The following is a 25,150-nucleotide window of genomic DNA, read 5'->3' on the forward strand; positions in this document are numbered from 1 at the left end:
GAAAGCGATTGACCGCAGGCGTCGGCAGGGGCGCCCTCCCGATGCAGACGATGAAAGCACGCCATATTCTCTCCATCTATGTGCGCAATCGTCCGGGCGTGATGAGTCATGTATCCGGCCTTTTCACCCGTCGCGGCTTCAACATCGATAGCATCGCCGTCGGGGCTACGGAGAAGCCCGAAGTCGCCAGTATGACGATCGTGATGAGCGGCAGCGAGGATGACTTGCGCCAGTTTCAGGGCCAACTGCTCAAGCTGGCCGATGTAATCGAGGTTCGCAGCTTGCCCTACCACGGCTCGGTAGTTCGCGAGTTGCTGCTGGTGCGGGTGGCGGCGAGCGCCGAGGCGCGCAGCGAAATCTTTGGTATCGTAGAAGTATTCGAGGGTCGGGTTGCCGAGATCACCGAAGAGAGCATGCTGATTGAAGTGCACGGCAACAATCGCCGGATCAATGGCATCCTGGAGATGCTGGGGCGCTTCGGCATCCGCGAACTGGCGCGCACCGGTCAGGTGGCGCTGGCCTTTGAAAGCGAATCCTGAGCTGCGCAGCCTCGCAGCAGGCTTCAAAAGAACTATCGTTCCGCGGCTCGCGGCTTTCGATTTGCAGCTTAGCGCCGTAGACGCAGGTAGATTTGCACTGCTTCCAGCAAATGATCGCTGAAGTCGATGCTCGGGTCATAGCCTGCCAGCTGGCGCCACCAGCACTGGTCGTGCTCTGCAGACAGCTGCGGCTCTCCGCTGAGCAGCTCGCCGCCAAATGCAATGCCAAGCGCTTCGTAGCCGCTTTCCTGGATGTAGTGTGGAAAGATGAAAAGCGGATGCGAATCGAGCGAATAACCAATGCCATCGCCCAGCTCTTCATTCAATTCGCGTTGCAGCGCTTCCGGCCAGGGACGATAGATTTCGCCAGCGCCGAGTCGGCCGCCGGGCAGGTCGCCGCGCTGTTGTTTTCGATCGCGCAAGACCAGAAGGCAATCCCCGCGCCTCAAAAATACCTTCAATGTAATTTGGAATAGAGCAGGTTGCAAACGGCTGCGCCTCAGGAAGAAAGCTCGTCGCGCTTTACCAGCGATACGTTGCCGCGACGGCGAATGATTGCATATCCGATGGCATCCGCACAGGCCGCCAGTCGCAATCGACGCGGTCGATTGCGATCGTCGCTTTCGATAGCCAGTTCCAGCTCAGCCAGCAGCAGCGCCGGATGACGGGCCAGCGCGCTGAGGAAAGCCTGGAACGCTTCTGCATTGTAAGCCTCCAGCCTGCTGAAAAAAACGGGCAGGACACGCGAGGTTTGCAAGGCCAGCAGCAACTCATCGTCGCTCAGGCGAGCCAGTGCCGCGGCCGCATACTCGGCGCAAGGCTGGTAGTCGATCGTCTGGTCTTCTTCGTGGATGGAGCAGGTCCAGAGAATTCCGCTGCACTCTTCGATCAGGCCAAGCCAGCCCGGAGCGGGTCCAGCCTGACTGATTTCAAAGTAGGCCAGCAAGCAGAAGAGCCACGGTTCGCGCGGCGCACCTGCTTGAAATGTCGAGTAGTCGACGCGCAATTGACCATCCTGGATGCCATGTTCGGTGAGCTCGTAGAGCGAGGCGACCAGGGACAGCGGGATGCCTGGCGGCAACTGAAATAGATCCGGCCGGCCCGATTGACTGAGCAGCTCCCAGATGACTTCGCGCCGCGCAAATAACATGTAGGCCAGCATGATCAGGCGTTCATGCTCAGCGGAGCGGCGTTCCATCAATCGCTCCAGCAAGTCAAGATCCAATTCCGATGCTGGCAGCGAATCGACGTAGCGCAATGTTAGCCAGACGTCGACCCACTCGTTCTCGAGCAAAAAATTTTGCGCCGACTCATGCGGGAAGGGCCCCTGAATGATCTCAAATATCTGAAAATCGATTTCGCTAAAGTCAAAGCGCTTCAGCATACGATAGGCATTCTCTTCAATGAGCGCAAAGAGCGGCAGGCGCGCTTCGTTGAGGTAGAAGCGCATCGACTCATCGCTTTCCTCATCGGAGCGATAGCCGGCAATCGCCTCTGCACAGTGCAGCAGGCCCAGCTCCAGCAGGTCCTCGGGCGATAGTGTGCGACCGTCCAGCGCTTCCAGAAAAGCATCGAATTGATCTAAAAAATCAGGCGGCGGCTTCTCCTGTTCCAGCCACTGACTCAGCAATCGATAGATGAGGCCAGCCAGTTCGCGGCCAGCCTCAACGTCGCCGCCATCGCGATAGGCCAGATAGCTTTGGACAAACACTGCCATCGTTTTGTAGCGCACTGGACAGAGGTCAACCAAGTCTGCAATTACCAGGGATCTTGAGGCGGCCAGAGTCGATTGCGGGCCTCCAGTCCGCGGACAAATTGTTGCAATCGTCGGGCGCGCTCAAGGTAGAGCGCAGAAACTTCTGGCAATTCGCTGCTGCGGTCGCCCCAATTCGCTGGCGGTCGAGCGGTCAACAGTAGACGACGCTCGCTTTGCAGCCAGCCGACCGCCATCCAATCGCCCTCAATCCAGCCTATGGCATTGGTGTCCGATCCGCCTGCAAAAAAAACGCCATGTTCGCTTCCGGTCGGCCGCGTTAGATCATCGCCCAGCATGGCGTAGACGGAATTGCCGCCAGCCAGTGCAAGAATGGTGGGCCCCACATCCAGCTGCGAGCTGAGGCGCGGGTTGCGGCCAGCGCTAAATTCCGGTCCAAGCAAGAGCAAAGGAATCATTCTATCCTGGAGGTAGTCAAGGCCGTGGTGATGGCAGTGGTCGGCGGTGATGACAATTGCGGCATTGCGAAAGCGCGCTGAGGACTGCAGGCGCTGCACAAAATGCAGCAAGGCCGCATCGCTGTAACGAACGCTGTTATAAAAGTCGGCGCGTGAAAGGGACGGCGGAAAGGGACGCGGCGCATCTGGCGGAATGACAAAGGGGTGGTGCGTGCTCAGCGTAAAAATGGTAAGAAAAGCAGGGCCGGCCGACGCTTCGGCTTCGGCGAAGGCCAGATCAAACAAATCCTCGTCGTAGTAACCCTGCGGGTCATGCAAACGATCTGGCCAGCGCTCCTTCAGCTGCTCTCTGCCATAGGAAACGTCAAATCCCCAGTGTGGGAGGGCGCGATCCAGGTTGTCGAAGCGCAAGTCGCCGCCATGAAAAAAAAGGGTCCGGTAGCCGCGATGCCGTAGCAACCGCGGGAGGGCGCCAAAGCGATTGTAAATCTGATTGCTGCGCAGTAAGGTTCGCCCGGCGCGATCGGGAATGCCAAGCAGCATTGCCGTCAGGCCATTGGCGCTGCGTCCGCCTGCCGCGGCGGTGCGTGAAAAATAGCGTCCATGGGCGATCAGAGATTGCAGGCCGGGGGTCAATTGCAGCGCCGCGCCATTTTCAACCAGCAGCGCCGCCGAAAAGCTTTCCATGACGATGAGAATGATATCGTGATGCTGCCTGGGGCGCGGACCCATCCGACGCAAGAGCGGATAGTCTTCGCTGATCCAGGGATCGCCGTTCTCAAAGAGCGCTTGAATCTGGAGTCGATTTTCCTTTTCCGGAAAAACGGCGGAGAACTCATCACGATCATCCATGTCATGGGCGACGGTGAAGATGCCGTTCAGCTTTGCCTGATCGAGACAACGATCGCTTCCCAGAATTGCATCGGCCGGACGCAGGGGATTTTGCTGAAATCCGCCGCGCCACAGCACGGCGCTGAGCAGGAGGACGATAAGCAGGAAGAAGAGTGCAGTCCGGCGCCGGGCTTTGATCGGCCTGGTCGAATCCGCAGGATCGTCGGCCAATCGAAAAAGCAGCAGAGCCGTGAGCAAGAGTAAGGCTACAAGGGGCCAGAGCCAGGGGTCGTGCGAAAGGGCTGAGCGGCCAAGGCTCAGCGCATCCGGCAGATAGGCAAAAAGCTCCCAGCCCAGATGCTTCTGGTTGTAGACGTAGTTGTAGTTGCTGGCTGCAAGCAAGAGCCCGCAGGTAAAGAAGAGCGTCGCCTGAGCAGCGTCAAGCGCGCGCCGGAAGCGGCGCGCCGCCCCGCCCAGAGCGGCGGCGCTGCGCAAAGAGGGCAGCGCCAGCAGCAGCGGCAGCGTTGCCAGGTCAAAGCGCAAGCCCTGCAGCCAGCGTTCCACGGTCAGAGCAGCGGCAGTTTGCCAGGATGTGGAGCACAGCAAGAGCAGAAAGCTGAGGCGCGAGAGCCAGAGCAAACTCAGCGAAGCGCCAGACCAGAGTAGCAACGAACGCAGCGAACCATGCCGCCCTGCCATCCCGGGAGTTTTCATTTTACTTGCCTGTGCGCAGGGAAAAGCAAAATGGACCTGTGGGACACTCGAATCGTAAATTTGACGTCTTTGGCGTGGGCAACGCGCTGGTCGATACCCTGGCTTTTGTGGACGAGAGCTTCCTTGAACGGCATCAACTGGCCCGCGGCATCATGACGCTTGCTGATTCGCGACGCCAGGGCGATCTGTTGCATGACCTTCAAGACCGTTCGCTTGAGCTGCGATCCGGCGGATCGGCGGCAAACACCATGTGGACTCTGGCGCGTTTGGGCGGCAAGGCAGTCTACGCCGGCAAGGTGGCGGCGGATGCCAATGGCGAATTTTACCGACGCGACCTGGGCGAAGCCGGCATTGAATTCTATGTCAAAGAAGCAGCCGAAGATCATGGCGCTACCGGAACCTGCGTGGTAATGACTACGCCCGATTCCCAGCGCACGATGTGTACGCACCTGGGCGTGTCCACCCGACTCCATTCCCATGATATTGACGAAGAACGTTTGAAGAGCGCCAAATTTTTGTATCTGGAGGGCTACCTCTGGGACGCCGAGGCGCCGCGCAAGGCCTGCGAGCGGGCCATGGAAATGGCGCGCAAACACGATGTTCGCGTGGCCCTGACCTTTTCCGATCCTTTCTGCGTCGAGCGTTACCGCGATGAATTTCGCCGGGCGGTTCATGAATTCTGCGACGTCGTATTTTGCAATGCCGATGAGGCCCGCGCCTTTACGGGCTGGCACGAACTGGACGCTTGCATCAAGGAATTGAATGGCCTTGCCCATCATGTCTTTATAACAAACAGCGGCGAAGGGGCCTTCGTGGCGGAGGGCGGAACCGTGCAGCACGTTGCTGGATTTCCGGTAAAGGCAGTGGATACCAATGGCGCCGGCGATGCCTTTGCTGGCGGCGCACTTTTTGGACTATCGCAGGGTCGAAGCAGTGCAGAGGCCGCACGCATTGGCAACTACATGGGCGCCCAGGTCGTGCAGATCCACGGCGCACGCCTGTTTAACGATTATCGAGAACATATCAAAGGCATCCTGGCTTGATATGGCTCGCAGCGCAGCGGCGAAGTCGGCAGCCTTTCGCATTCTGCACCTGAATACGGCGCAGGATTGGCGCGGCGGCGAGCGTCAGACGTTTTTTCTGGCTACCGAGTTGCAGCGTCGCGGCTACTCGCAACTGGTGGTCGGTCAGCCGTCCTCCGCTCTGCTGCAGCGCTGCAAGGCTCAGGGCATCGATCATGCAGCGCTACGAATGCGCGGCGAACTGGATCCGCTTGCCATTCGCGGATTGCGGACTCTGGTGCGGCAGTTTGCTCCCACCCATCTGCACGCTCATACTGCTCGCGCTCACGCCCTGGGCTTGCTGGCGCGCGTGGCAATGCCGGCGGCGGCCTTGATCGTCTCCAGGCGCGTTGACTTTCCGGCCCGTCCGAATTTGCTCTCGCGTTGGAAGTACCAGACGCCGCTGGTCACACGCTATCTGGCAATTTCACAAAATGTTCGTCGCATCCTGGTCGAGGACGGCATAGCTCCGGAGCGCATTGATATTGCCTACAGCGGCATCGATCTGAAGGAATATCGCAAGCATTCCGATGGCAGTGCGCTGCGTCGTCAGCTGGCCTTGCGCAGGGGCGACATATTGATCGGCAACGCCGCGGCGCTGGTGGGACACAAGGACCACCGTACGATGCTTGCCGCCTTCGCCAGAGCGCTGGCCCGCGCCCCGCGATCGATGCGCCTGCGGCTGGTTATTTTTGGCGAAGGCCCTCTGCGCGGCGCCCTCGAGGCGCAAGCGCGTCAACTTGGCCTGACGCAATCAGGTACGCTCTTTATGCCCGGTTATCGCGCCGATATCCAGGATTGCTATGCAGCCTTTGACCTGTTTGCCATTTCCTCAAACGAGGAGGGCCTGGGCACGGCGGTCCTGGATGCCATGGCCCACGGTTTGCCGGTGCTCGGTACCACGGCCGGAGGAATACCGGAGATGGTCGAAAACGGCAAAGGCGGCTTGCTCTCAGCAGCCGGCGACTTCGAAAGCTATGCCCGCAATATGCTGGCTCTTGCGGCCGATCCGAAGATGCGGCAACGCTTTGGCGCCTGGAATCGTAAATCAGTGCGCCGATTCAGCAAAGAGGCGACCTGCGATGCAACCCTGCAATGCTACCAGCGCGCGCTGTCGACTCTTCTGGGGCCAGCGAAATGAGCCCAGGCCGCTGGCTGCAACGATTGCGCGAGCGCATGCGCAGCGGCGGGGAGCGACTGCAGCGCGGCGGCGAGCGCGCCGGCCAGGCGATGAAGTCGCTGCTGGACTCCTTTAGCGATGAATGGATCGAGCAGGCGTTTCGCATCGCGCGACAACGGCGGGCGCCCGAGCTGGAGCAGCTGCCGGTTGATTTCAAGCTGCGGGAATCGGCCCTGCCGCGTCGCATTTATGAGCGCTTGTTTCCCATCGCCTACGTAATGCGTCTGGGATATCGGTACGATGCGGAAAATCTCGAGGACTTCATGCCAATCTCGGCTGATTCCTACATTGGCCGCGGTTCGTATAAATTTGTTTATCGTCTGCCCTGGCAGATGGTTGTGAAGATTTCCAAAGAAATCTTGCCCTCCGACCCCATTTGCGGTTCGCTCTACCGCGAGGTGGCCGGAAATCGCGAGCGTTTTCTGAATGAAGAAGAACTGGATTTGATGGATTCGCTTTGCGCCCGTCGCAGAGGCTACCGTCGGGAAAAGATGCAGTTCAAGTTTTTTCGGCTGGGCATGGAGCGTTACCACTACTGGAAGGTGCGCGAGGCCTTGCCGGATCTGGTTTTACCCACGCGCTTTTTCATGGGCGTGCGCTATCGTCGCCGCTTGATGGGCGAGAATTTTTTTTCGCGCAAAATTACGCCGATGGACAGCCAGATCATGCTGGTCGGAAAGCATCTGAAAGAATTTGCAAGGGCCGGGAAGAAGAGTCGCCAGGGACTCCTTGGCGGAAGGCTATTTCCCAGCTTTGATTTTGAGTTTGATATCGGTCGCTTTGGACAGATCAAGAAGAAGGTGCTGGTCAAAATTGCCGAGGATTTCCGGCGTCTGATTGAGTATACGGAGCGGCTGGCGCGCGAAGAAAAACTGATCCTGGATATCCATACGGAAAATTTGATCATTACGCTGCCTGATTTCCAGCTGAAGATCTTTGACTTCCACCTCTTTGATGAGCACCTGTATGACCCGGCGATGCAGACCGATCGGCCGGAGCAGGATCATATCGAGGTGATTGAAAAGTTTGTGGAGTCCTTTCATCTGGAAGGCGCGCTGTGAGCTTAGATTTAAGTCGTGTGCGGGCCTTGCTCTGGGATATTGACGGTACGCTTTACTCCAGCGAATCGATCCTGCACGAGACCTATCGGGCCGGATTCGAATTGTACCGGCGGCGCTTTGGCCGGCCGGAACGTACGCCGGAATTGTCGGAGATCATGGCTCAGATCGGCAAGCCGGTGCGCGAAATCTTTGAAAATCTGGCGCCGACGCTGGCCCCGGAGGAGCGCGAAAGACTGAGCCTGCAGATATTGCATGCCCTGGTGGTGCGCGTCGGCGAAGGGGCGGGGGAACACTACAAGGGCGCGGCTACAACCCTGGCCGAACTTGCCCGTCGGGGCTACAGTTTCTTCAGCGCGTCGAATGGTCGCTACCCCTACGTGGAGGCGGTGCTGCGCAGCGGAGGGACGTTGCAATGGTTTAGCTCCATTGACTTTGTCGATTATCGAAGCATTCACAATAAGACCGAGCTGGTTGCCGCCACGTTGCGGCGCAATCAGCTGGCGCCGGAGGAAGCAGCGGTCATCGGCGACCGCTATTCCGATCGCGATGCCGCCGTAGAAAATGGCGCGGCCTTCATCGCTTGCCGCTACGGTCACGGCGCTGAGGCGGAATGGAGCGGGGCTGCGGCGCGCGTAGATTCAGTCAACGAGCTGCTGTCGCTTTTCCCTGGCGTCGGCGGCGGACGAAGGCCGGACTGAGGGCTTCCCGGCGGGGGACTGCGGCCGCCCGGGCCCGTCGAGTCTGGCTTGACCGCGGCCGCGCCCGATCGGCATTGTCGGCCTATGGCACGTAAGAAAATTGCATTGATTGGCGCAGGCCAGATTGGCGGCACCATGGCGCTTTTGGCGGCGCAGAAAGAATTGGGCGATGTCGTCCTCTTTGATGTTGTAGAGGGCGTTCCGCAGGGCAAGGCCCTCGATCTCTACGAGACCACTCCGGTCGAAGCAATGAATTCCCGGATCACCGGGACCAACGACTACAAGGACATAGCTGGCGCAGATGTCTGTATTGTAACCGCCGGCATTCCTCGTAAGCCGGGAATGAGTCGCGACGATCTGGTCAGCACAAATACCAAGATCGTTCGGCAGGTAGCAGAGGGCATCAAACAATATGCTCCCAATAGCTTTGTTATCGTGATCACCAACCCGCTGGATGCGATGGTCTATGTGATGCACAAGGTAACTGGCTTTCCCAAGAATCGCGTGATGGGCATGGCTGGCGTACTTGACTCGGCGCGTTTCCGTACCTTCATCTCTATGGAGACCGGCGTCAGCGTCGAGGACATCACGGCCTTCGTGCTTGGCGGACACGGCGACACGATGGTGCCGCTGCCGCGCTACTCGACCATCGCTGGCATCCCCTTGCCTGAATTCCCCGGATTGACCGCGGAGAAGATTGATGCCATGTGCAAGCGAACGGCTAACGGCGGCGGCGAGATTGTCAATTTGCTGAAAACCGGCTCCGCCTTCTACGCTCCAGGGGCATCGGCGATTGCGATGGCAGAGTCAATCCTGCGCGATCAAAAGCGGGTGTTTCCATGTGCAGCTCTGTGCGAGGGCGAGTACGGCCATAGCGGCATATTCATGGGCGTTCCGGTTCTGCTGGGCGAGCAGGGAATTGAACGAATCATTCAGATTCAGCTGAGCGCCACGGAAAAAGCGGCGCTGGACAAATCAGCCGCGGCGGTCAAAGAACTCTGCACCGTGGTGGATAGCCTCGGCGTGCTCTGATCCCGATTCAGAGCGGGCGAAGCTTCAAAAAAGGCCGGCAATGCGACGCCGGCCTTTTTTTTGAGGCGTGTTGCGCCGCAACCTCAGCCGCCGGCTTTCTCCAGTTCGCGGTCGATCAGCCGCTTGAATTCTTCAAAGGGCATGGCGCCTTCAATCTGGTGGCCATTGATAAAAAAGGATGGAGTTCCAGAGACTCCAGCCTCCTCGCCGGCCTGCATGTTCTTGCGAATGCGCTGTTCAACGGTCGGATCTCGAAGACATTGATCGTAGTCCGATACATTGACGCCCTGCGCGGCGGCCGCCCGGCGCAAGGAATCAGGCTGCAAAATATTGGCCGGCCGATCCGGAGCGAAGATAGTATCAAAGAATCGCCAGTATTTTTCCTGATCCTGGCGCAGTACACAATGGGCGGCAATGTGCGCGCCCATTGCATGCGGATGAAAGTGAAGCGGAAAGTCCTTCACCACCCAGCGAATTCGATTGCCGTAGGCTTCCCTGACCTTGCGAGTGATCTCCTGAGCGCGCGCGCAAAAAGGACACTCAAAGTCTGAGAATTCAATGACGGTAACTTTGGCCTGGAGATTCAGCCGCGCCGGATCATCGCGCTCGACGGCCACCTGCACCGGTTGATCCGCTTCTTCCGGATAGGTGGCATCGGCTTGAGCGAAATGATATTTCTCCTGCAGTCGGGAAATCTCCAGCTGCACCTGACGATCCATGGCCTGATTGTGCAGGGCGCTTTCGATCTGACCACGAATGGCGCCAAAGCTTTCGTTCGAAATACGCCCGGAAGCCCGCAGTGCGTTGTAGGTGTCCTGGATTTCGGCCTCAGTTGGGCGCGGCGCTTGCGAGCGAATTGCCGTCAGATAGTCCTTGCCGCTGCTGATGCCCTTTTCTTTGGCCTCCAGCTCAAGCAGTCGATCGATGGCCAGTTGCTGCAAAGCCTGCGCCATCTTGGCATCAAATTCCTTGCGCAGTTCCCAGTACACCTTGGGGCGGTGGCGGCGAAGGTCGTCCTCGGTGAATCTGTCGCCATCTACCGTGGCGCTGGGCCCGCGGTTGCAGGCGGACAGGGCGGCGGTCGCGACCAAAAGCAGACTCAGCAGGAGGCGGCTTCGAGATAGTGTTACAACAGGCATTCAATCCTTCTCCGGAGGAGCGGGCTGCCGCCGCTCCAGCATTGCGGGCAGGCTTTCCTTCTACACGGTTGCAGGCCAGCTATTATCGGACGAGCGGCGCAAGGGAAAGGTTACGCCTGCAGGGCGGCAGCAATCTGCACCAGTCCGTGGTAGTCGGGCGCTGTCGGCAAAATCTGAAAATTCTGGCCGTGCTGTTCTGTGACTTCGGAGAGTCGATCCTTGATGGCGCTGAGAATCGATGCTTCTTCGATGCGCGGATAGTAGCAAAGCAGCCCCGGTCCGGAGCCGGAAATTGTGGCGCCAAAGATGCCCAGTTCGGCCGCCCGCTCCTGCAGGGCGGCAAGCGCTGGAATCTGCGCTGAGCGGTAGGGCTGATGCAGGCGATCGGCATTGAGCGCTGCAACCAGCTGTTGCTCATCGCCCGAGTCGATATACTCTCGCCAGAGCAGCGCGCCCTTGAGATTGGAAAGACAGTCTGCCAGGCTGACACTGCGCGGCAGTTGCGTCCTGCTCTTCGCAGTGGAGATGCCGAAATCGGGAACAATGGCCGCCAAACCCAGCGCTTCCGGCAGTCGATGTTGAAAGTAGCGCACCAGGCCGGCTTCCAGGCAGGCAAAAACAAAACCGCCAACGCGCGCCGGCGCCGCATTGTCCGGGTGTCCTTCCAGCCGGGTGAGAAGATTTACATCGTCCCGAGCTTGATCGAGCGGCGCGGGAGCGCCCTGGGCAAAATGCAACAGGGCGCGGGCTGCCGCAACGCCGCCAGCAAGTGCAGCAGCCGAGGAGCCAAAGCCGCGGCCAGGCGGCAGCTCGCTGACCACGCGCGCCCGAAAACCTGGCGCTTCGTATCCAAGTTCCTGTAAAAGCGCGCGAAAGCCCACGGCGATCAGGTTTTTTTCAGGCGGGAAGGGCAGCGGCCTGCCATCGGCATCCACCAGCTCGGCGAGCTGTGGTTCTTCGCTGAATTCAAAATACAATTCGGTATAGATGGCCAGAGCCAGGCCAAATAGATCAAAGCCAGGACCAAGATTGGCGCTGGTAGCCGGTATGCGCACACGGAAGGGGGGGCACTGGCCGGCGCGAAGTGCGCTCATTCCATGATGCAGCTGCCCGTAAAACGGGCGCCAGACTGGATTTCAAGATCCGGGGCGCGCAGGTCTCCGGTAAGCTGGGCGCTGCGCGAAAGTTCAATGCGTCGCTCTGCGTTAACATTGCCGCGCAATTCGCCCTGAACTGCGATACTGCCGGCTTGAATGTCCGCTTCGACCACGGCGCCCGCGCCGACGACCAGGTGCCCGGGACTATCAATGACCCCGCGAAAACGGCCATTGATCTGCAGGCTCTTCTTGAACTGCAGTTTGCCGCGGAAATTGATGTCTTCGCCCAGCACCGTGTCGATTTCCTGGTCGCTCATAGGTCCCTGCTAAGGGCTGACAACGCCCGGTCAAGGCAAAGTTGGCCGGAACCCTGGTGCGCTTTTTGGGCAAGGTCGTCTCGCTTGGGTCGATAATCCAGGTAGATGACACGCAAGCTTTTCCCCGATGCTCGGAGCCTGGCGGCTCTGTGGCGCGCGTCTCCTTCCGAACAGGAGGGCTACCAGCGCTGCTATCAGACGGAAACCGCTGATGGCGACCGCTTGCAGGTTGATTTCAATTTTTCGCGGCGCATGGCGCGCATTGAGCTGAGCCTCCAGGCAGAGCGCAATCGGACTTACATCGCCGTCGTCAAGTCCGGAGTCGTACTTCAGGAGCGAGAACTCAGCGCGCGGCGCAGTCTGGATCTTACCTCGCGCTTGCTGCCCATGGCGCGCTATTTCGAGCATCTGCCAGATGCAATGCTGCTGCAGAGCCTGGGCGGCGCCTATGGACTGCCGGCGACGCTCTCTGCAGCGTCGCTATCCGCCAGGCGCTGGAATGAGCGCTACCCTTTGCAGAGGAGATTTCGTCTCTGGCGATGGATGCGCGAACGCATCGAACGTCGACGCCAGGTCTGGTTGCAGCTTACGCCCTGGCAGCGCCTGTTGCGCCGTTTCCCGGAAGAGCTGCTGGACCTCAGCGCAGCAGCGGCCTGTGGCATCGGATATATGAGCGGCTATTTAAGCCTGACCGAGCTGGCCGGCGCGTGGGGCGCATTGGCGCTCTTCAGCGGGGGCGTCGATTGGACCCTGCGCCAGCGCGATCCGTTTCTACCCAAGGTGCTGGCGCTATTGATGGCCAGCGCCTGGGCCGTATATTTGCAGGTTCAATACCGCATGTGGGCAATTTTCCTGTGAGCCATGCCCGCAAATCTGTTTGAATTGCATTGCGGCGCGGGCGACGTAGACCTATGAAGCGAATCGGCGATCAGTCGAGCCAGGAGCGAGTCGCCGCAGAAATCGCCCAGAAGTTTCTCACCTTCTCCCTGGGTCAGGAAGACTACGGGATTCCCGTCGCCCAGGTGGCGGAGATTGTTCGCATCGAAAAATTGATCCAGATCCCCCATGCCCGCGGCTACTTCATGGGACTCATGGACATTCGCGGACGGGTGCTGCCCGTGATTCATCTTGGTTCGCGCCTTGGAATCGAGGCAGAGGAACAGCCGCGTACTCCGGATCGTGCAATTATTACTGTGATCAATCGTCGTCGCATTGGACTGGCCGTGGACCGCGTGCAGCGCGTGGAGCGTTTCCCGCCAGAAAGTATCGATCCGGGACCGCCCAGTTTGAAAAGCGCCTCCGGTCGCTTCGTAACTGGCGTTGGAAAGAACGGTGATGAGTTTGTGGTATTGCTGAACCTGGACCACCTGTTTACTGACGAGGAACTCAGCGGACTTTTTCAAGTTGGCGGTGCGGTCGGCCAGGCTGCGCACATCGACAGCACAAAATCGGTTTGACCATCATAGCGCTTTAGGCACAGTGGCCTGCGGAGGAGGCGCTAGCTCAGTCGGTAGAGCATTTCCCTTTTAAGGAAGTGGTCCCGGGTTCGAATCCCGGGCGCCTCACAGTCCTGACCGTTGCACTCATTTTTAAATGAGAAAAATACAACAGGTCCCGTTCGTCTAGCGGTCAGGACTCTGGATTTTCATTCCAGCAACAGGGGTTCGATTCCCCTACGGGATGCATAGCGAATGTATTGCATTCGTACTGTGATCGAGAGCTTGCGGCGGGGAGTGATCCCCGCCGTTTTTGTTTTGCCGTTCCTTTCCTTCAAGGTGCAAGGTAAAGCTGCTGTACCTCAGCATCGCTGAGCGCTCGATCAAAAAAGGCAAACTGGTCAAAGTCGCCCAACAAGTAGCGATCCGGCGGCAGGATGGCGCAGGCAATATCAAAGCGCGTCGCAAAAAGCCACGCGGCGGGAGCCAGGCATTGCTGGGCGGCAAGGGCGCCATTTACATAGATGCGCATGCAGGTCTGTCCGCCGCTGCCGGCGGCGTGAACGGCCGCGACATGCAGCCAGCTATTGAGAGGATAGCTGTAGCCGGTACTGACATCGTGAATGGGCGCCGCGCCATCGCTTGAGTAAAGTCGCAGACGGGAAGCGGCCATAAAGTCGCGCCGAAATTCCAGTCCCCAACCCGGCGATCCAATGGTACAGGCGGTGGAAGCCAGCAGTACGCCGCCAATCTCATTGGCCGAAAATCCGGTCGGGCGAATCCAGATCGCCGCGGAAAAAAACTGAGTCTCATTGCGGGCGAAGGCCAGGCCGCTGTAGTTAATGGACTGGCCATTCAGCTGGACGGCGCCGCCAGCCAGCCCATGTCGATCGGCCGCCGGGGCCCAACCAGGCAGAAGATTGAGCGTCGGTCCGCCCAGAGTGTCGGCGCCGTCGCTGTCCAGATTGTAGAAATGGAGCGGCGCCAGGCTGGCAACGCCGGCAGCAACTGCGCCCAGGGCGGCCAGGCTGAGTTCCGGTTTGCCATTGGTATCGGGCGCATAGCAGGCCGCCAAAAGCAAAATGGCAAGGCAGACTGGCCCCGAAGCGATACGAGAATGCTTTCGCTGCAACAAAACCGAGGCACGCATTCCGGGTTTCAACCGCCAACGTCATCAGCGGCCGAAAGCCGATAGCCAAAGCGTGGGAAATGGACCACCGCATCGCGTACTCGTTCATTGCTGTGTTGCAAAATGATTTCATTCTCGGTCAGACAGATGAGATTTCCAATTGTCGGCTCAAAGCCATAGTCGCTGGCTGTGACGGCCACGCGCTGGCCGACCTGAAACTGCGATCCCAGGATGGCCGCATCCGCGGGACGACGCACCGAGTGCGCATTTGCTTCGTCGATAGCCGCCTGAGCGCTGATGGACTCTTGCATAGTATCCGGCCACGCCGCGACGCGCTGCTGCCACTGGGCAAGGCGCGGCAGATCGGAGAGCAGGGGCGACAGGTTGCCCGTCATATTGAGAAACCATAGCGGATGATACAAAGCCAGGTCCGCAATCGAAGGCTCATCTCCGCAAAGCCAGGCAGCGCGTCCCAGTTGTCCGTCAATGGCGCCCAGCCACGACTTCAGCCACGGCTCGACATCATGACTTTCCACTTCGAGCACGCGAGCATCTTTCATCATCGTTGCGCGATCGCGAAGCAGCGCTACCGCTTCCTTGCGCGACATGCCGCTAGCATTCTGAGGCTGCTTGAAACCAATCAAGGTGCTGAGTCGAAAGAGGTTCTGGTCGCACCAGTTGGCGGCAATCCTTACAACGGCGGACTGCGCGCCCGGAAAGAGCGAGGGCGCAGGCTGCAATGTTTCGAGGACGTCAGCGATGAGTCTGGTATCGCAGTAAAGATTGGCCCCAACCTGCAGCACCGGCGCCTTGCGATAGCCGGCGGTCAGCGCAATCTGATCCGGTTTGGGCATGATTTTCGGCTGTTCGACGCTGATCCACGGCAGCTTTTTGAATGCCAGAGCGCGGCGGATCTTTTCGGAATAGGGCGATTCTGGATAGTGATGGAGGAGGATGCGCATCCGTAGTAGTTCGCCGCTGGCGCGCCCTGTGGCAAGTCATTGCCGCAGAAAAATAGGCTGGCCCCCGGGCGATCGCGACACGCATAGTAGATCAATGATCACACTCTATACTGGACCAACGCCTAATGGACATAAGGCCTCGATCATGCTCGAGGAATGCGCACTGCCTTATGAAGTACGGGCGATGCAGTTGGGCAAAGCCGAGCAGAAAGAAGATTGGTACCTGAAAATCAACCCCAATGGCCGCATTCCGGCCATTGTTGACCATGATCTCGACGATTTTGCCGTCTTTGAATCAGGCGCCATACTGATTTATCTTGCCGACAAATGCGGCCGCTTCTTGAGCAGCGATGTGCGCCAGCGTTCCACGACGCTGCAGTGGTTGATGTTTCAGATGAGCGGCATCGGACCGATGCAGGGTCAGGCCGGAGTCTTTCGCCGCTATGCCCCGGAGCGCATTCCCTATGCCATCGATCGCTATACCAATGAGTCGCGACGACTGTACGAGGTCCTGGATCGGCGCCTCGGTCAGAGCGAGTACCTGGCAGGCGAATACAGCATCGCCGATATCGCAGTCTACCCATGGATCGCGGCACACGAGTGGTCGCAGATCCCGATCGATGGTCTCTCGCATCTGCAAGCCTGGATGCAGAAGGTGGCCGCAAGACCGGCGGTCCAGCGCGGAATGGATGTGCCGACGCCGCTGAAGAATGACCGCAGCGAGGCGCAAGAGCGCGTCGCCGCGGCGCGGTCCATGTTGATTTGACGTTAAACTGATTTCGCGGCGAGGGCTTACTGTGCCGGCGCAAGGGCGGCAGCGGCATAGGCGCCGTAGCCAGCGCTCTGCAATTGCGCCGCCGGAATGAAACGCAGCGCCGCCGAGTTGATGCAGAAGCGACGGCCGGTAGGCGCCGGTCCGTCCTCAAATACGTGTCCGAGGTGCGAATTGGCCAGACGGCTGCGCACTTCGGTGCGCACCATCCCCAGACTGGCATCCTGGCGCTCGACAACCTGTTCCGGAACAAGGGCGCGCGTGAAGCTGGGCCATCCAGTGCCGCTTTCGAACTTATCGCGCGACGCAAAGAGCGGTTCGCCGCTGACGACATCGACATAGATGCCAGGCTCGTGGTTGTTCCAGTATTCATTCTGGAAGGGCGGTTCCGTTCCTTCCTGCTGGGTTACGCGAAATGCCATCGGACTGAGGCGTTGCCGCAATTGGGCCAGCGCCGGCTTCTGGAATTCGCGCCAACGGGCCGGCACAGTCTCTTCATTCTCGGCATGTGGCGCAGAGGCGCCCCAGTGTTGCTGCAGGAAGGAGTCGCGTCCCGACCCGCTTCGGTAGCGGTGGTAATGCTCCGGATTCTTCTTGTAAAAGTCCTGGTGGTATTCTTCAGCGGCATAAAAGCGACCCAGCGGAAGTATTTCGGTCACGATGGGCTTCTGGAAGCGATGCGAAGCGGCAAGGGCGTCGCGCGACCGAAGCGCCGCCTGATGTTCATTCTCGTTGCCGTAGAAGATTGCCGCACGGTACTGTGGTCCGCGGTCTACGAACTGCCCGCCGCTATCGGTGGGATCGATCTGGCGCCAGAAAACATCGAGCAGCTGCTGGTAGGTAATGCGCGCCGGATCGTAGTGTACCTCCACCGATTCGCGATGGCCAGTGGTCCCTGAGGAGACCTGTTCATAGCCTGGATTTCGTTCCGGCCCGCCGGAATAGCCGGAGATGACCGCACTGACCCCCGGAAGTCGCTCAAAAGGGCCTTCCATACACCAGAAACAGCCGCCGGCAAATACAGCGCGCGCTGTGGCAGCGCTGCTGGCCGGGGAGCAGGCGAGGCTCAGCAAGAGGACGATCGCCGCAGTACGTACCAGATTTAGTATTTGAAAACGTTTCAGGATGAAATGCATAGCACAGAGTTAGACGCAGGGCGCCGCCAGCGGTCACAGGGCACGGCGGTCAGGCGGCGGATGTTTCTCGGCGGCTAAAATTTTGTTGTCAGCGCATTTGCTCTGATCCGCCATTCGGCCCCATGAGCACGGTTCGTCCGCTTCGCTTTTATGAATTTCTTTCCAGTGCCGCCCAGCGTTGGCCTGAGAAGGAGAGTTTCCGTCGGCGGCTGCCCGGCGGCGAGCTTCGAGGACGAAGCTATGCCGAGATGAAACGGCTGATGGATCAACTGGCCGCTGGCCTGATCCAGGCTGGCCTGCAAGTTGGCGACCGAGTCCTCTTGCTCTGCGATACGTCGCCAAACTGGCTGATCGCCGATGCGGCGCTGGTCTCGGCCGGCGGCGTATCCACGCCAAGGGGTACCGATGTAACTGATGATGATCTGAACTACATTATCCCACATAGCGAATGTCGTTTTGCTCTGGTTCAGAAGTCGAAGGACAGGCAACGATTGGAAAAGATGCGCGGCGCTTTCCCTTCTCTGGAGCGCATCTGGGTAATCGAGGATGATCGCGCTGAGTTTGCGGGCGGAGCGGAGAGCGTCGGGGCCTTGCTGGAATCAGGTCAGACTGCCCTGGCCGGCGATGCGCAGCTGGTGCAGCGGCGCGTAGCTGCGACCGATCCCAACGCCCTTGCTACTCTGATTTACACCTCCGGCACCACGGGGGCGCCCAAGGGCGTTATGCTGAATCAAACTGGATGGATTCAGGCAATTTATCGCGCGCTGGATCGGATTGCCTTTCGCGAATCGGATCGCGTTCTTTCACTGCTTCCGCCCTGGCACGCTTTTGAACGCACCGTAGAGTACGCCTGCGCCGCACGCGGCATCGACTTTCTGACCACCAACATTGGCTCGCTTAAGCAGGATCTTGTAGAGTTCAGGCCGACGGTTTTCCCAAGCGTGCCGCGTATCTGGGAGTCAGTTTACAACGGGATCATGGCTCAGTTGAAAAAGGGAACGCCCGGAAGGCAAAGGCTATTTCACTTCTTTCTGTCCGTTGGCGAAATGTGGGCCGCGCGCAAGGCGGTCCTCCTTGGCTACGATCCGCAAGTAGAACGTCCCAATTTTGTGCTTGGATTTTTGCGCCGGTTGCTGGCGCTGATCGCGCTCTGCGCTCTGATGCCGCTCAAACTGCTTTCGATGTTGATCTTCAAGCGAATCCACGGTGCGGTCGGCGGAAAATTGCGCGTGTCGGTATCGGGCGGCAGCGCTTTGCCGGCGGTGGTCGACCGCTTCTTGCAGGCCATAGGCATTCCTGTGGTCGAGGGTTACGGTCTGACGGAGACTTCTGCAATCATATCGACGCGCGACCTTTCGCATCCGACGGCGCTGACCGTTGGGACGCCGCTGGAAGGCTACCAGTTGCGAATCAAAGACGAAAGCGGCGTTGATGTGAAGAGCCGGCCCGGCGCCCGGGGAACGCTCTGGGTCAAGTCCGATCAAATCCTGATGGGCTACTACAAGCGGCCGGAATTGAACGACCTTTGCTTCGATCGCGACGGCTTCTTTGATACCGGCGACATCATGATGATGACCTATCGCGGCGAGCTGCGTTTTGCCGGTCGCGCCAAGGACACCATCGCTCTGGGCGGCGGCGAAAATGTGGAGCCGGTGCCGATTGAAGACAAGTTGATCGAATCGGAATTCATTGATCAAGTCATGGTGGTGGGCGACGACCGCAAGTCGCTTGGCGCATTGATCGTCCCAAATTTCGATCGGGTGCGCGCTCGTGTCAATGGCGCGCCGGCCGACGTTCGGCAATGGAATGAACACAAAGATGTGCGTCAGCTGTTTCGTGGCGAGATCACGCGGCTGATTTCAAAGGACACCGGGTTCAAGTCCTTCGAAACAATTCCCGGCAACTGCTTCTACGTGGCGCCGCGCAATTTTGATCTCGATACAGAGATGACGCGAACCCTTAAGATGAAACGGCCGGTAATAAAGGACAACTTTGCGCCACAAATCAATGCGATGTACGAATGACGGACGCAGGGAATTCAAGGTTTCTGGACGTTGCCCTGCGCTATCGCGCCGTTTTTTTTGACGCATTTGGCGTGCTGAAAAACTCCGCCGGCCTTCTGCCAGGCGCCCTGGAGGCGCTGCAGGCGTTGCGGGACGCCGGCGTGCAGTGCTTTCTCTTAACCAATGACGCCTCGCGTTCGCCCGAACTGCTGGGAGCGGCCTACCGCCGCGCGTCCGCTGGTCCGCTCTTTGGCGAACAACGGATCATCTCTTCTGGCCTGCTTGCCCGCGAATTCCTTTCATTAAAGCTGCCGCCGGGCGCGCTGGTTGCTTATCTGGGCAAGCCGTCGTCCGCCTACTACATCGAATCGGCGGGACTGCACGCGGCGCCAATCAGCGATTTGCAGCCCGACCAGCGGCCGCAGGCTCTGGCCTTTCTGGATGATGAGGGCTTTGATTGGCCGCAGGACCTGAATCGCACGCTGAATCTGATCCGCACCCTGCCGCTGCCTGTCGTGGTGGCCAATGCCGACCTGTCCTATCCAGTCGGCGGCGGGCGTTCGGCAATCGCTGTGGGCGGTCTGGCACAGCTGATAGAATCGATCAGCGGGCGGACTTTTGTTCGCTTTGGCAAACCGGATACGCAGATCTTTTCCTATGCATTTGCCCGAGCGCGCGAGTCCGTTCCTGATCTGCAAAAAAGCGAAGTGCTGATGGTCGGCGACACCTTACACACCGATATACTCGGCGCCAATAAGTTTGGGCTGTGCACGGCTTTGATGCTCTCTGGAAATACCGAAGCCCATTCGGCGCAGCGCGAGATTGCCGCTAGCGGAGTGATTCCCGATTTTATCTGCGCTTCCATCGATCTGTGAGCGGCTCAGTATTCCGCGGCCGCTTCCAGACGCTGCCACAGGGGCAGGAAATCCAGTTGCTCCAGTCGCGGCAAATAGAGCTGCACAGCTTCGCGACGCAGTCGTTCACAATAGGAAGGCTTAAAAAAGTGAGCGCCTTGCCGGATTACATAGTGCAGTATGAACAATCGATAGCACTCGCGCATGAAAAGTATGTCCTTCTGGCTCAAGGGGCTGATAGCGTGGTACGTCTGTAAGAAAAGTTCAAAGCGCGGCTCGAGCAGAACATCCGGCAGGTAACTGAATACGGTTCGATCGCCGATGGCGCTGGCGACGCGGCTGCAGAAATAGAAGTCAAGCAGCGGCGGCTCCATCCGGAACCAATCGTAATCCCAGCGGCTGAACAGACGAAAGCGACCGACGCCTGGCGTAATCGAGAAATTGCCGATGTTCCAGTCGATCAGAACCGGTATGCGCTGCCAGAAGTCATAACCGAGCTCCAGCAGCGCGTCCAGAAAGCGGCGGCAATGGTCCTGCGTCAGTTGCGCCGCCTGTTGATCAAAACCAAGCTGCTGCACGTAGGCAGGGCTGCGCAAATTCTCCAGCAATTGCACAATGTCTGACTTGATGGACTTAGAGGTCAAGGGGATCTGCGGCGCGACGATGCGACACTCCTTGTGGAAGTAGGCCATTTCCTCGGCCAGATTCACTATTTGCGCTTGATCCAGAATCGCCGGCAGTCGTTCGCGCTGCGGCGCCTCGTGGTAGAATATGGCCCATACATCGCCGCTGGTTGCGCTGAACAATCTTCCATCTTTATGCAGGGAATCCGCCAGTAAGGAACGAAAGCGAGTTTGCTGGAGGCTATCCCGCCACAATCCAATGCGCAGGTGGTCTTCCAGAAAGAGATAGTAGCTGCCGTAGGAGGAGGTCTTTACCACCAGGGAACTTTGGTCAGAGAGGAGCAGTCGATAAACCTGATTGGTGGAAACATTGGCGCTGACCTCCTGCCAGGATTCAATCTGGCGGTCGTCGCCGAGTTCTTGCCAGGCTTGGAGGACGATGGCCGGCAGTTTGCTCATAACAGACCTGGGCGTCAATAAGGCGGAAGATCGAACCGCAAAGCAATCATTTCGTCAAAGCAGAGGCGGGGAATCGGCGCCGGCATTTTCTCCTTGCCCGCGCCGCCGACCGAACGGCCATGGAGGGATGACATTGCCTGGTTCTAAGTTCCGTTTGCGACTGCAGTTTTCGATATTCCTGCTCTTGCTCTTCAGTCCCGCCGGTCTTCTGGCCGAAGACCGCAATTCGTCAGATGTCTTCAAGAAATGGCTGAGCTGGCAACGGCGTTTTCGTGATGTGAACCTGAGCGAGCTGGTGCATCCAGATCGAAGCTACGCTGTGCGCGTGGTAGGCGGCATGCCCGACGCGCTCACGCCTCAGCTTTCATTTCTTGGCGCTCCGGTCGCTACGCGCCAGGTTCACGAGGCTGACCTGGATAAAATCGTAGTCAATCTTCAGTCGATCTACCGCGAGCTGGACAGCGATATGCCGGCCTTCGTCGCTCGTTTGAGAGAGCACCACTTTGGCAGCGTTGAAATCAATCGCCAGGAGGAGATGGGCCAGCGCAACGGGATTACTGAATTGTACCGCAACCTTTTCGAGACCTTGTTCGACCTCGATACCAGCCTGGCGGAAGATGAAGCCTTGCTGGCTGTTGCCAATCGCCTGTACGAATACGCCTTTGGCGCAGCAACCTTCCGTCAGTTCAAGCAGTGCATGGATCGCGCCGAACAGCGCCCCATTGCCCGCCTCTTTTACGCCAATATGTGGTACAATCTTTCCGGAACGGGCTGGCGCTTCTGGAATCAGAGCGCGCTGGACGCAATGCGCGATGACACCGCTGCCGGCCGCGAGATTGTCTACATTGCCGGCGGCACAGACATCTACCAGATGATCCAGTCCGGCATCTATCGCATCAGAAACATCGATCCAATCTTTCCCTCGCAGACCAAATACTATTCGGAGGGCTGGGAGTTCTTGATCTCCGGCGAAGGGCCGGGGCATGGCATTGGCGATCGCATCATGTTTGAGAACGCTTCGATGGTGCGTGAATCATACGTAGAAAATGGCAGCTTCCAGACGCCGCAGCTTTCCAACGACCAACGTGCGACCATTCCACGTTCCACAACCACCTGGCGCATCCTGTCGCGCAGTGGAGAGGCGATCGGTTATTATGTTCTGGAGCGTCGTTTTGCAACGCAACAGGACTTCGAGGTGCAGCCCAACCAACGGCTGCTGATATCGTTTAACGAACTGGCCTACATCGCTGATCCCGGCCCGCGCGGCTGGGGCATTGATGTAAGCGCCTTCCCCTCGAATTTCAGCATCTACGTGAAGCAGCTGCGCCGTCCGGTCAACCGTCAGATGTTAGTCAATATGCGCGCCGCTGAAGAATCGGCCTTTTCTTACATTCGCCTGGGCACTTCGATCAACTGAGCAAGCGCCAGGCAGGAATACGAAAGTAAGTTTCAGGCCGTGGCTTTGCTGAACAGCCGCAAAGCGAGCGATAGCAGCGCGAGGGTCGCGGCAATGCTTTCGGCCGGCGGCCAATCGATCATGTGCGAAACGAGCAATCCAAGGCTACAGGCAACAACGGCCAGCGCGGCGGAGAGCAGCAGCGTTGTGCGCAAAGCGGAGGCAAGTTTCCTCAGACCAAAGGCGGGCAAAGTCAGCAGGGCAAAGGAGGCAAGCGGCCCTGCGTAACGCGCGGCAAAGCCAAGCAACAGACCGCTGCCCAGCAGAAAAAGGATGCGCAGCAGTTCCGGATTCCTGCCCAGCGCCCGCAACTGCTGAGCGTCAAGGATCCACATCGAGAACAGGAAGCGCAGTCTGATAAGCAGGCTGAGACAGATCACGGAAACGAGCAGGGCAATGGCCGCCTCGGTCCAGCTGGCGCCAAAGAGTCCGCCGTTGAATGCGCTGCGCACTTCGGCCAATGCCAGGGGCGAGCTTGCCGCTGCCAGGACGGCGGTCGCGGCCGCCAGTACGTAGACCAGGCTGGCGCCGCCTTCGACGCCGCGTGATAGGGTTCCAACAAGGACCAGTCCGATGCTGGCCCCGGCGGCGCCGCTCAATGCAAAAATCCAGGGGCTCTGCCCCTGATCGGCGCCGAAGCTCAGCGCAAGGGCCACTCCCAGGGCGCCGGAAGCGCTGCCGGCCAGTCCGGCATTGTTGTCGCCGCTGGCCGAAAGAAACACTCCGGCCATCGCCAGCGGCGGCGCCAGGGCCAGCAGCAGGCTCATCGATGCGCCAAACAGACTGAGGTATTCGATCATTGGCGCAGGCCTGTGGAGGAAACGGGGCGCAGAACAATTTCGCCGCTGTGGCGGATTTCGGGCAGTGCTCCGTGCACGGCAGCCAGCACTCCGCCGCCGCTTTGCAAAATCGTTTGAATCAGGCGGTTGAAAACCGCCATTCCCTGAGCATCCAAACCGGACTCCGGCTCATCGGCCAGCAGCAGGCGAGGTTGCAGGACGTGGGCGCGCGCAAACAGCAGGCGCTGCCACTGACCGCGAGAAAGTTGATGAATCGATGAGCGTTGTTGAAGTTGCAGTCCGGAAAATTCCAGGGCGCGATCAACAGAATCGGCCGGCGCTGCTCTGGCGCCGACGAGCCTGAGCGGCGAGGCGACAAATTCCCGTACCGATTGTGGCAGAGGCGGCGGCGCATTGGCAATTGCCAGGGCCAGCGGCGCCGCTTGCGGATGGAGCTTGAAGCTGCCAGCGTAGGCTGGAAATTCGCCCAGCAAGGTCGCCAGCAACGAGCTCTTGCCTGCGCCATTGGGTCCGCGCAATAAGAGAGCCTCGCCGCCGCTGATTCGAAAATCAATCGCTTCAAAGAGCGCCCGACCGCTGCGTCCGGCCTGCAGGGCCTTTGCTTCTAACAGTATGCATTCGTCAATCACTGTGAGGCCCCATCAAGCGTTTGCAGAAGCATTTGCGCATTGCACTGCAGCATCTGCAGATAGTCGCTGGCGCAGGGCAAGGCGCCAGTCTGATGAGCCAGGCGTAGTATGTGTGCATCGGCGCTGGCTGCGATCCAATCAAGAGTTCGCTGCGAGTAAAAGGCTGTGGCAATGACGGTGTGCAGTCCGCGGCCCTGCATCGTCTCTTTGAGATATTCAAGGCGAGCGCTGGAAGGCGCGATTCCCGGTCGCTCCTCAATGCTGAGCGCAGCCTGGATTCCGTAGCTGTTTAACAGGTAGCTCCATTGACCGGGATGATCGACTACCACAACGGCGTGCTTGCGCTGAAATTCGCCAAGCGCCCCGCCCAGGGCGCTGAGCTCATTCTGGTTTCGAAAGTAGGAAAGTAGCGCCGGCGATCCGCCGCGTTGCAACAGCCTGGCCAGTTGTTCCAGCCGTGCCTGGTATCGTTGAGCCAGGGTTTCGCCAATCAACCAGCGAAAGATTGCACTGCTCAGATCCTGCCAGTTTGCCTGCAGTCGAGATGTCTGTTGCGGAGAAATTCGCTTCAGAAAGTCGCGCGCGCCGGCTGCAACCAGTACCCCGGCGGCCGGATCGACCAGAAAGTGCGGGCTTCCGCCGGGATGAAGGTCGCCGGCGCTGCGATCGGCGCCAGGCGGCGCCAGATCGCGAGGACTGATGTAATCGGATGCTCGAAAAAAACCGGCCGCGCCCGGCAACAGCTGCGGATTTCGCGCTTGCTGCAGCGCCGCGGGCGCCCAGCCCACTTCCAGTTCCAGGCCAACTTCAGCAAAGACCTGGCAGCGGCTGAGAGCAAGCACTATGCCCGGACGGGCTTCGACAAAGTGCGGGTCTTCGTTGGGACGCACCAGCGAGTTTACACGGACGGCATCTCCGCCGACGGACTGAAAAATCGACGCCAGGTCCGGCGTGGCAGCGCAGACCTGGATCGGCCCGGCAGGCGCCGATCTCAGGCTACCCGCTGAAAAAAGCAAAAGGGCGAGGATGATGGATCTGCGATTCGTCATG

The 25,150-nt window shown here is 59.1% G+C and carries 25 protein-coding genes, 2 tRNA genes and 1 pseudogene; 14 read left to right on the plus strand and 14 right to left on the minus strand.

The genetic code is table 11. From position 1 onward, the window contains the following. The first annotated feature begins 50 nt into the window (after positions 1-50). Positions 51-539 carry an acetolactate synthase small subunit gene (gene ilvN, locus K1X75_03810; GenBank protein MBX7057167.1) on the plus strand — a complete coding sequence of 163 codons (489 nt, stop codon included), beginning with the start codon at positions 51-53 and terminating at the stop codon, positions 537-539. 68 nt (positions 540-607) lie between these two features. On the opposite strand, the gene K1X75_03815 is transcribed toward ilvN, so the two are convergent. The 3 genes from K1X75_03815 to K1X75_03825 are packed head-to-tail and all read right to left on the minus strand — an operon-like array spanning position 608 to position 4,256. Continuing rightward, positions 608-1,000, minus strand: coding sequence for an NUDIX hydrolase (locus K1X75_03815; protein MBX7057168.1), 393 nt, complete (start codon positions 998-1,000; stop codon positions 608-610). A gap of 38 nt (positions 1,001-1,038) precedes the next feature. Beyond that, positions 1,039-2,256: a hypothetical protein gene (locus K1X75_03820; protein MBX7057169.1), complete on the minus strand. Its 1,218-nt coding sequence runs from the start codon at positions 2,254-2,256 to the stop codon at positions 1,039-1,041. A gap of 41 nt (positions 2,257-2,297) precedes the next feature. After that, positions 2,298-4,256: an LTA synthase family protein gene (locus K1X75_03825; protein MBX7057170.1), complete on the minus strand. Its 1,959-nt coding sequence runs from the start codon at positions 4,254-4,256 to the stop codon at positions 2,298-2,300. A gap of 38 nt (positions 4,257-4,294) precedes the next feature. Here K1X75_03825 and K1X75_03830 point away from each other — a divergent pair, with 38 nt between their 5' ends. The 5 genes from K1X75_03830 to mdh all read left to right on the plus strand — a co-directional run bounded on the left by K1X75_03830 (position 4,295) and on the right by mdh (position 9,288). Then, positions 4,295-5,299: an adenosine kinase gene (locus K1X75_03830; GenBank protein MBX7057171.1), complete on the plus strand. Its 1,005-nt coding sequence runs from the start codon at positions 4,295-4,297 to the stop codon at positions 5,297-5,299. A gap of 1 nt (position 5,300) precedes the next feature. After that, positions 5,301-6,458 (plus strand): glycosyltransferase family 4 protein, encoded by a 1,158-nt coding sequence (locus K1X75_03835; GenBank protein ID MBX7057172.1) that lies wholly within the window; start codon positions 5,301-5,303, stop codon positions 6,456-6,458. Positions 6,459-6,943: 485 nt separating this feature from the next. After that, entirely contained in the window at positions 6,944-7,558 is a 615-nt protein-coding gene (locus K1X75_03840) for a hypothetical protein (GenBank protein ID MBX7057173.1), read from the plus strand. Further along, positions 7,555-8,256 (plus strand): HAD family hydrolase, encoded by a 702-nt coding sequence (locus K1X75_03845; protein ID MBX7057174.1) that lies wholly within the window; start codon positions 7,555-7,557, stop codon positions 8,254-8,256. The genes K1X75_03840 and K1X75_03845 overlap by 4 nt, the downstream gene beginning before the upstream one ends. A gap of 84 nt (positions 8,257-8,340) precedes the next feature. Next, positions 8,341-9,288, plus strand: coding sequence for a malate dehydrogenase (mdh, locus tag K1X75_03850; protein ID MBX7057175.1), 948 nt, complete (start codon positions 8,341-8,343; stop codon positions 9,286-9,288). 83 nt (positions 9,289-9,371) lie between these two features. On the opposite strand, the gene K1X75_03855 is transcribed toward mdh, so the two are convergent. The 3 genes from K1X75_03855 to K1X75_03865 form a co-directional block, all read right to left on the minus strand. Continuing rightward, complete coding sequence (locus tag K1X75_03855) at positions 9,372-10,427, minus strand: thioredoxin domain-containing protein (protein ID MBX7057176.1); 1,056 nt, start codon at positions 10,425-10,427, stop codon at positions 9,372-9,374. A gap of 110 nt (positions 10,428-10,537) precedes the next feature. Then, positions 10,538-11,521 carry a homoserine kinase gene (gene thrB / locus K1X75_03860; protein ID MBX7057177.1) on the minus strand — a complete coding sequence of 328 codons (984 nt, stop codon included), beginning with the start codon at positions 11,519-11,521 and terminating at the stop codon, positions 10,538-10,540. Continuing rightward, positions 11,518-11,841: a polymer-forming cytoskeletal protein gene (locus K1X75_03865; GenBank protein ID MBX7057178.1), complete on the minus strand. Its 324-nt coding sequence runs from the start codon at positions 11,839-11,841 to the stop codon at positions 11,518-11,520. The genes thrB and K1X75_03865 overlap by 4 nt, the downstream gene beginning before the upstream one ends. A 105-nt stretch (positions 11,842-11,946) precedes the next feature. On the opposite strand from K1X75_03865, the gene K1X75_03870 reads away from it, so the two are divergent. From K1X75_03870 to K1X75_03885, 4 genes are all read left to right on the plus strand, one after another. Next, the gene (locus K1X75_03870; protein MBX7057179.1) at positions 11,947-12,699 is read left to right on the plus strand and encodes a hypothetical protein; all 753 of its coding nucleotides are present in this window, start codon (positions 11,947-11,949) and stop codon (positions 12,697-12,699) included. Between the two features lie 53 nt (positions 12,700-12,752). Beyond that, positions 12,753-13,298, plus strand: a complete 546-nt coding sequence (locus K1X75_03875) for a chemotaxis protein CheW (protein MBX7057180.1) — start codon at positions 12,753-12,755, stop codon at positions 13,296-13,298. 35 nt (positions 13,299-13,333) lie between these two features. Then, positions 13,334-13,406, plus strand: a tRNA-Lys gene (locus tag K1X75_03880). Between the two features lie 46 nt (positions 13,407-13,452). Beyond that, positions 13,453-13,524, plus strand: a tRNA-Glu gene (locus tag K1X75_03885). Between the two features lie 87 nt (positions 13,525-13,611). On the opposite strand, the gene K1X75_03890 is transcribed toward K1X75_03885, so the two are convergent. Both K1X75_03890 and K1X75_03895 read right to left on the minus strand, forming a co-directional pair. After that, positions 13,612-14,427 carry a LamG domain-containing protein gene (locus K1X75_03890; protein MBX7057181.1) on the minus strand — a complete coding sequence of 272 codons (816 nt, stop codon included), beginning with the start codon at positions 14,425-14,427 and terminating at the stop codon, positions 13,612-13,614. Between the two features lie 8 nt (positions 14,428-14,435). After that, on the minus strand, positions 14,436-15,368 hold the full coding sequence (locus tag K1X75_03895; protein MBX7057182.1) for a glutathione S-transferase family protein: 933 nt from the start codon (positions 15,366-15,368) through the stop codon (positions 14,436-14,438). A 94-nt stretch (positions 15,369-15,462) separates the two neighbouring features. Between K1X75_03895 and K1X75_03900 the strand changes: the two genes are divergently transcribed. Continuing rightward, positions 15,463-16,134, plus strand: a complete 672-nt coding sequence (locus tag K1X75_03900; GenBank protein MBX7057183.1) for a glutathione S-transferase N-terminal domain-containing protein — start codon at positions 15,463-15,465, stop codon at positions 16,132-16,134. 26 nt (positions 16,135-16,160) lie between these two features. Here K1X75_03900 and msrB read toward each other — a convergent pair whose 3' ends face one another. Together msrB and msrA are read right to left on the minus strand one after the other, a co-directional pair. Then, positions 16,161-16,562 carry a peptide-methionine (R)-S-oxide reductase MsrB gene (gene msrB / locus K1X75_03905; protein ID MBX7057184.1) on the minus strand — a complete coding sequence of 134 codons (402 nt, stop codon included), beginning with the start codon at positions 16,560-16,562 and terminating at the stop codon, positions 16,161-16,163. Positions 16,563-16,661: 99 nt separating this feature from the next. Further along, a pseudogene (gene msrA, locus K1X75_03910) lies at positions 16,662-17,276 on the minus strand (peptide-methionine (S)-S-oxide reductase MsrA). A 122-nt stretch (positions 17,277-17,398) separates the two neighbouring features. Between msrA and K1X75_03915 the strand changes: the two are divergent. Together K1X75_03915 and K1X75_03920 are read left to right on the plus strand one after the other, a co-directional pair. After that, positions 17,399-19,300: an AMP-binding protein gene (locus tag K1X75_03915; GenBank protein ID MBX7057185.1), complete on the plus strand. Its 1,902-nt coding sequence runs from the start codon at positions 17,399-17,401 to the stop codon at positions 19,298-19,300. Continuing rightward, positions 19,297-20,154 carry an HAD-IIA family hydrolase gene (locus K1X75_03920; protein MBX7057186.1) on the plus strand — a complete coding sequence of 286 codons (858 nt, stop codon included), beginning with the start codon at positions 19,297-19,299 and terminating at the stop codon, positions 20,152-20,154. The genes K1X75_03915 and K1X75_03920 overlap by 4 nt, the downstream gene beginning before the upstream one ends. Positions 20,155-20,159: 5 nt before the next feature. Here the strand turns inward: K1X75_03920 and K1X75_03925 are convergent, their stop codons facing one another. After that, on the minus strand, positions 20,160-21,215 hold the full coding sequence (locus tag K1X75_03925; GenBank protein ID MBX7057187.1) for a hypothetical protein: 1,056 nt from the start codon (positions 21,213-21,215) through the stop codon (positions 20,160-20,162). 133 nt (positions 21,216-21,348) lie between these two features. Between K1X75_03925 and K1X75_03930 the strand changes: the two genes are divergently transcribed. Continuing rightward, positions 21,349-22,632: a hypothetical protein gene (locus tag K1X75_03930; protein ID MBX7057188.1), complete on the plus strand. Its 1,284-nt coding sequence runs from the start codon at positions 21,349-21,351 to the stop codon at positions 22,630-22,632. Between the two features lie 32 nt (positions 22,633-22,664). On the opposite strand, the gene K1X75_03935 is transcribed toward K1X75_03930, so the two are convergent. The 3 genes from K1X75_03935 to K1X75_03945 are packed head-to-tail and all read right to left on the minus strand — an operon-like array spanning position 22,665 to position 25,149. Beyond that, on the minus strand, positions 22,665-23,471 hold the full coding sequence (locus K1X75_03935; GenBank protein MBX7057189.1) for a metal ABC transporter permease: 807 nt from the start codon (positions 23,469-23,471) through the stop codon (positions 22,665-22,667). Further along, the gene (locus K1X75_03940; GenBank protein ID MBX7057190.1) at positions 23,468-24,100 is read right to left on the minus strand and encodes an ATP-binding cassette domain-containing protein; all 633 of its coding nucleotides are present in this window, start codon (positions 24,098-24,100) and stop codon (positions 23,468-23,470) included. The genes K1X75_03935 and K1X75_03940 overlap by 4 nt, the downstream gene beginning before the upstream one ends. Further along, a complete protein-coding gene (locus K1X75_03945) occupies positions 24,097-25,149 on the minus strand; it encodes a metal ABC transporter substrate-binding protein (GenBank protein MBX7057191.1) in 1,053 nt (350 codons plus the stop codon). The genes K1X75_03940 and K1X75_03945 overlap by 4 nt, the downstream gene beginning before the upstream one ends. Between the last annotated feature and the right edge of the window lies 1 nt (position 25,150).

It is taken from the genome of Leptospirales bacterium, from assembly GCA_019694655.1.
Lineage (GTDB): Bacteria > Spirochaetota > Leptospiria > Leptospirales > Leptonemataceae > SSF53.

Excerpts from the sequence above, each read along its gene's own strand:
- K1X75_03865 (MBX7057178.1), bottom strand. The coding sequence starts at position 11,841 with ATGAGCGACCAGGAAATCGACACGGTGCTGGGCGAAGACATCAATTTC.
- K1X75_03835 (MBX7057172.1), top strand. The coding sequence starts at position 5,301 with ATGGCTCGCAGCGCAGCGGCGAAGTCGGCAGCCTTTCGCATTCTGCAC.
- K1X75_03875 (MBX7057180.1), top strand. The coding sequence starts at position 12,753 with ATGAAGCGAATCGGCGATCAGTCGAGCCAGGAGCGAGTCGCCGCAGAA.
- K1X75_03915 (MBX7057185.1), top strand. The coding sequence starts at position 17,399 with ATGAGCACGGTTCGTCCGCTTCGCTTTTATGAATTTCTTTCCAGTGCC.
- K1X75_03840 (MBX7057173.1), top strand. The coding sequence starts at position 6,944 with ATGGATTCGCTTTGCGCCCGTCGCAGAGGCTACCGTCGGGAAAAGATG.
- K1X75_03855 (MBX7057176.1), bottom strand. The coding sequence starts at position 10,427 with ATGCCTGTTGTAACACTATCTCGAAGCCGCCTCCTGCTGAGTCTGCTT.
- K1X75_03890 (MBX7057181.1), bottom strand. The coding sequence starts at position 14,427 with ATGCGTGCCTCGGTTTTGTTGCAGCGAAAGCATTCTCGTATCGCTTCG.
- K1X75_03945 (MBX7057191.1), bottom strand. The coding sequence starts at position 25,149 with ATGACGAATCGCAGATCCATCATCCTCGCCCTTTTGCTTTTTTCAGCG.
- K1X75_03870 (MBX7057179.1), top strand. The coding sequence starts at position 11,947 with ATGACACGCAAGCTTTTCCCCGATGCTCGGAGCCTGGCGGCTCTGTGG.
- K1X75_03895 (MBX7057182.1), bottom strand. The coding sequence starts at position 15,368 with ATGCGCATCCTCCTCCATCACTATCCAGAATCGCCCTATTCCGAAAAG.
- K1X75_03820 (MBX7057169.1), bottom strand. The coding sequence starts at position 2,256 with ATGGCAGTGTTTGTCCAAAGCTATCTGGCCTATCGCGATGGCGGCGAC.
- K1X75_03920 (MBX7057186.1), top strand. The coding sequence starts at position 19,297 with ATGACGGACGCAGGGAATTCAAGGTTTCTGGACGTTGCCCTGCGCTAT.
- K1X75_03825 (MBX7057170.1), bottom strand. The coding sequence starts at position 4,256 with ATGAAAACTCCCGGGATGGCAGGGCGGCATGGTTCGCTGCGTTCGTTG.
- K1X75_03900 (MBX7057183.1), top strand. The coding sequence starts at position 15,463 with ATGATCACACTCTATACTGGACCAACGCCTAATGGACATAAGGCCTCG.
- mdh (MBX7057175.1), top strand. The coding sequence starts at position 8,341 with ATGGCACGTAAGAAAATTGCATTGATTGGCGCAGGCCAGATTGGCGGC.
- ilvN (MBX7057167.1), top strand. The coding sequence starts at position 51 with ATGAAAGCACGCCATATTCTCTCCATCTATGTGCGCAATCGTCCGGGC.
- K1X75_03935 (MBX7057189.1), bottom strand. The coding sequence starts at position 23,471 with ATGATCGAATACCTCAGTCTGTTTGGCGCATCGATGAGCCTGCTGCTG.
- msrB (MBX7057184.1), bottom strand. The coding sequence starts at position 16,562 with ATGGCATTTCGCGTAACCCAGCAGGAAGGAACGGAACCGCCCTTCCAG.
- thrB (MBX7057177.1), bottom strand. The coding sequence starts at position 11,521 with ATGAGCGCACTTCGCGCCGGCCAGTGCCCCCCCTTCCGTGTGCGCATA.
- K1X75_03925 (MBX7057187.1), bottom strand. The coding sequence starts at position 21,215 with ATGAGCAAACTGCCGGCCATCGTCCTCCAAGCCTGGCAAGAACTCGGC.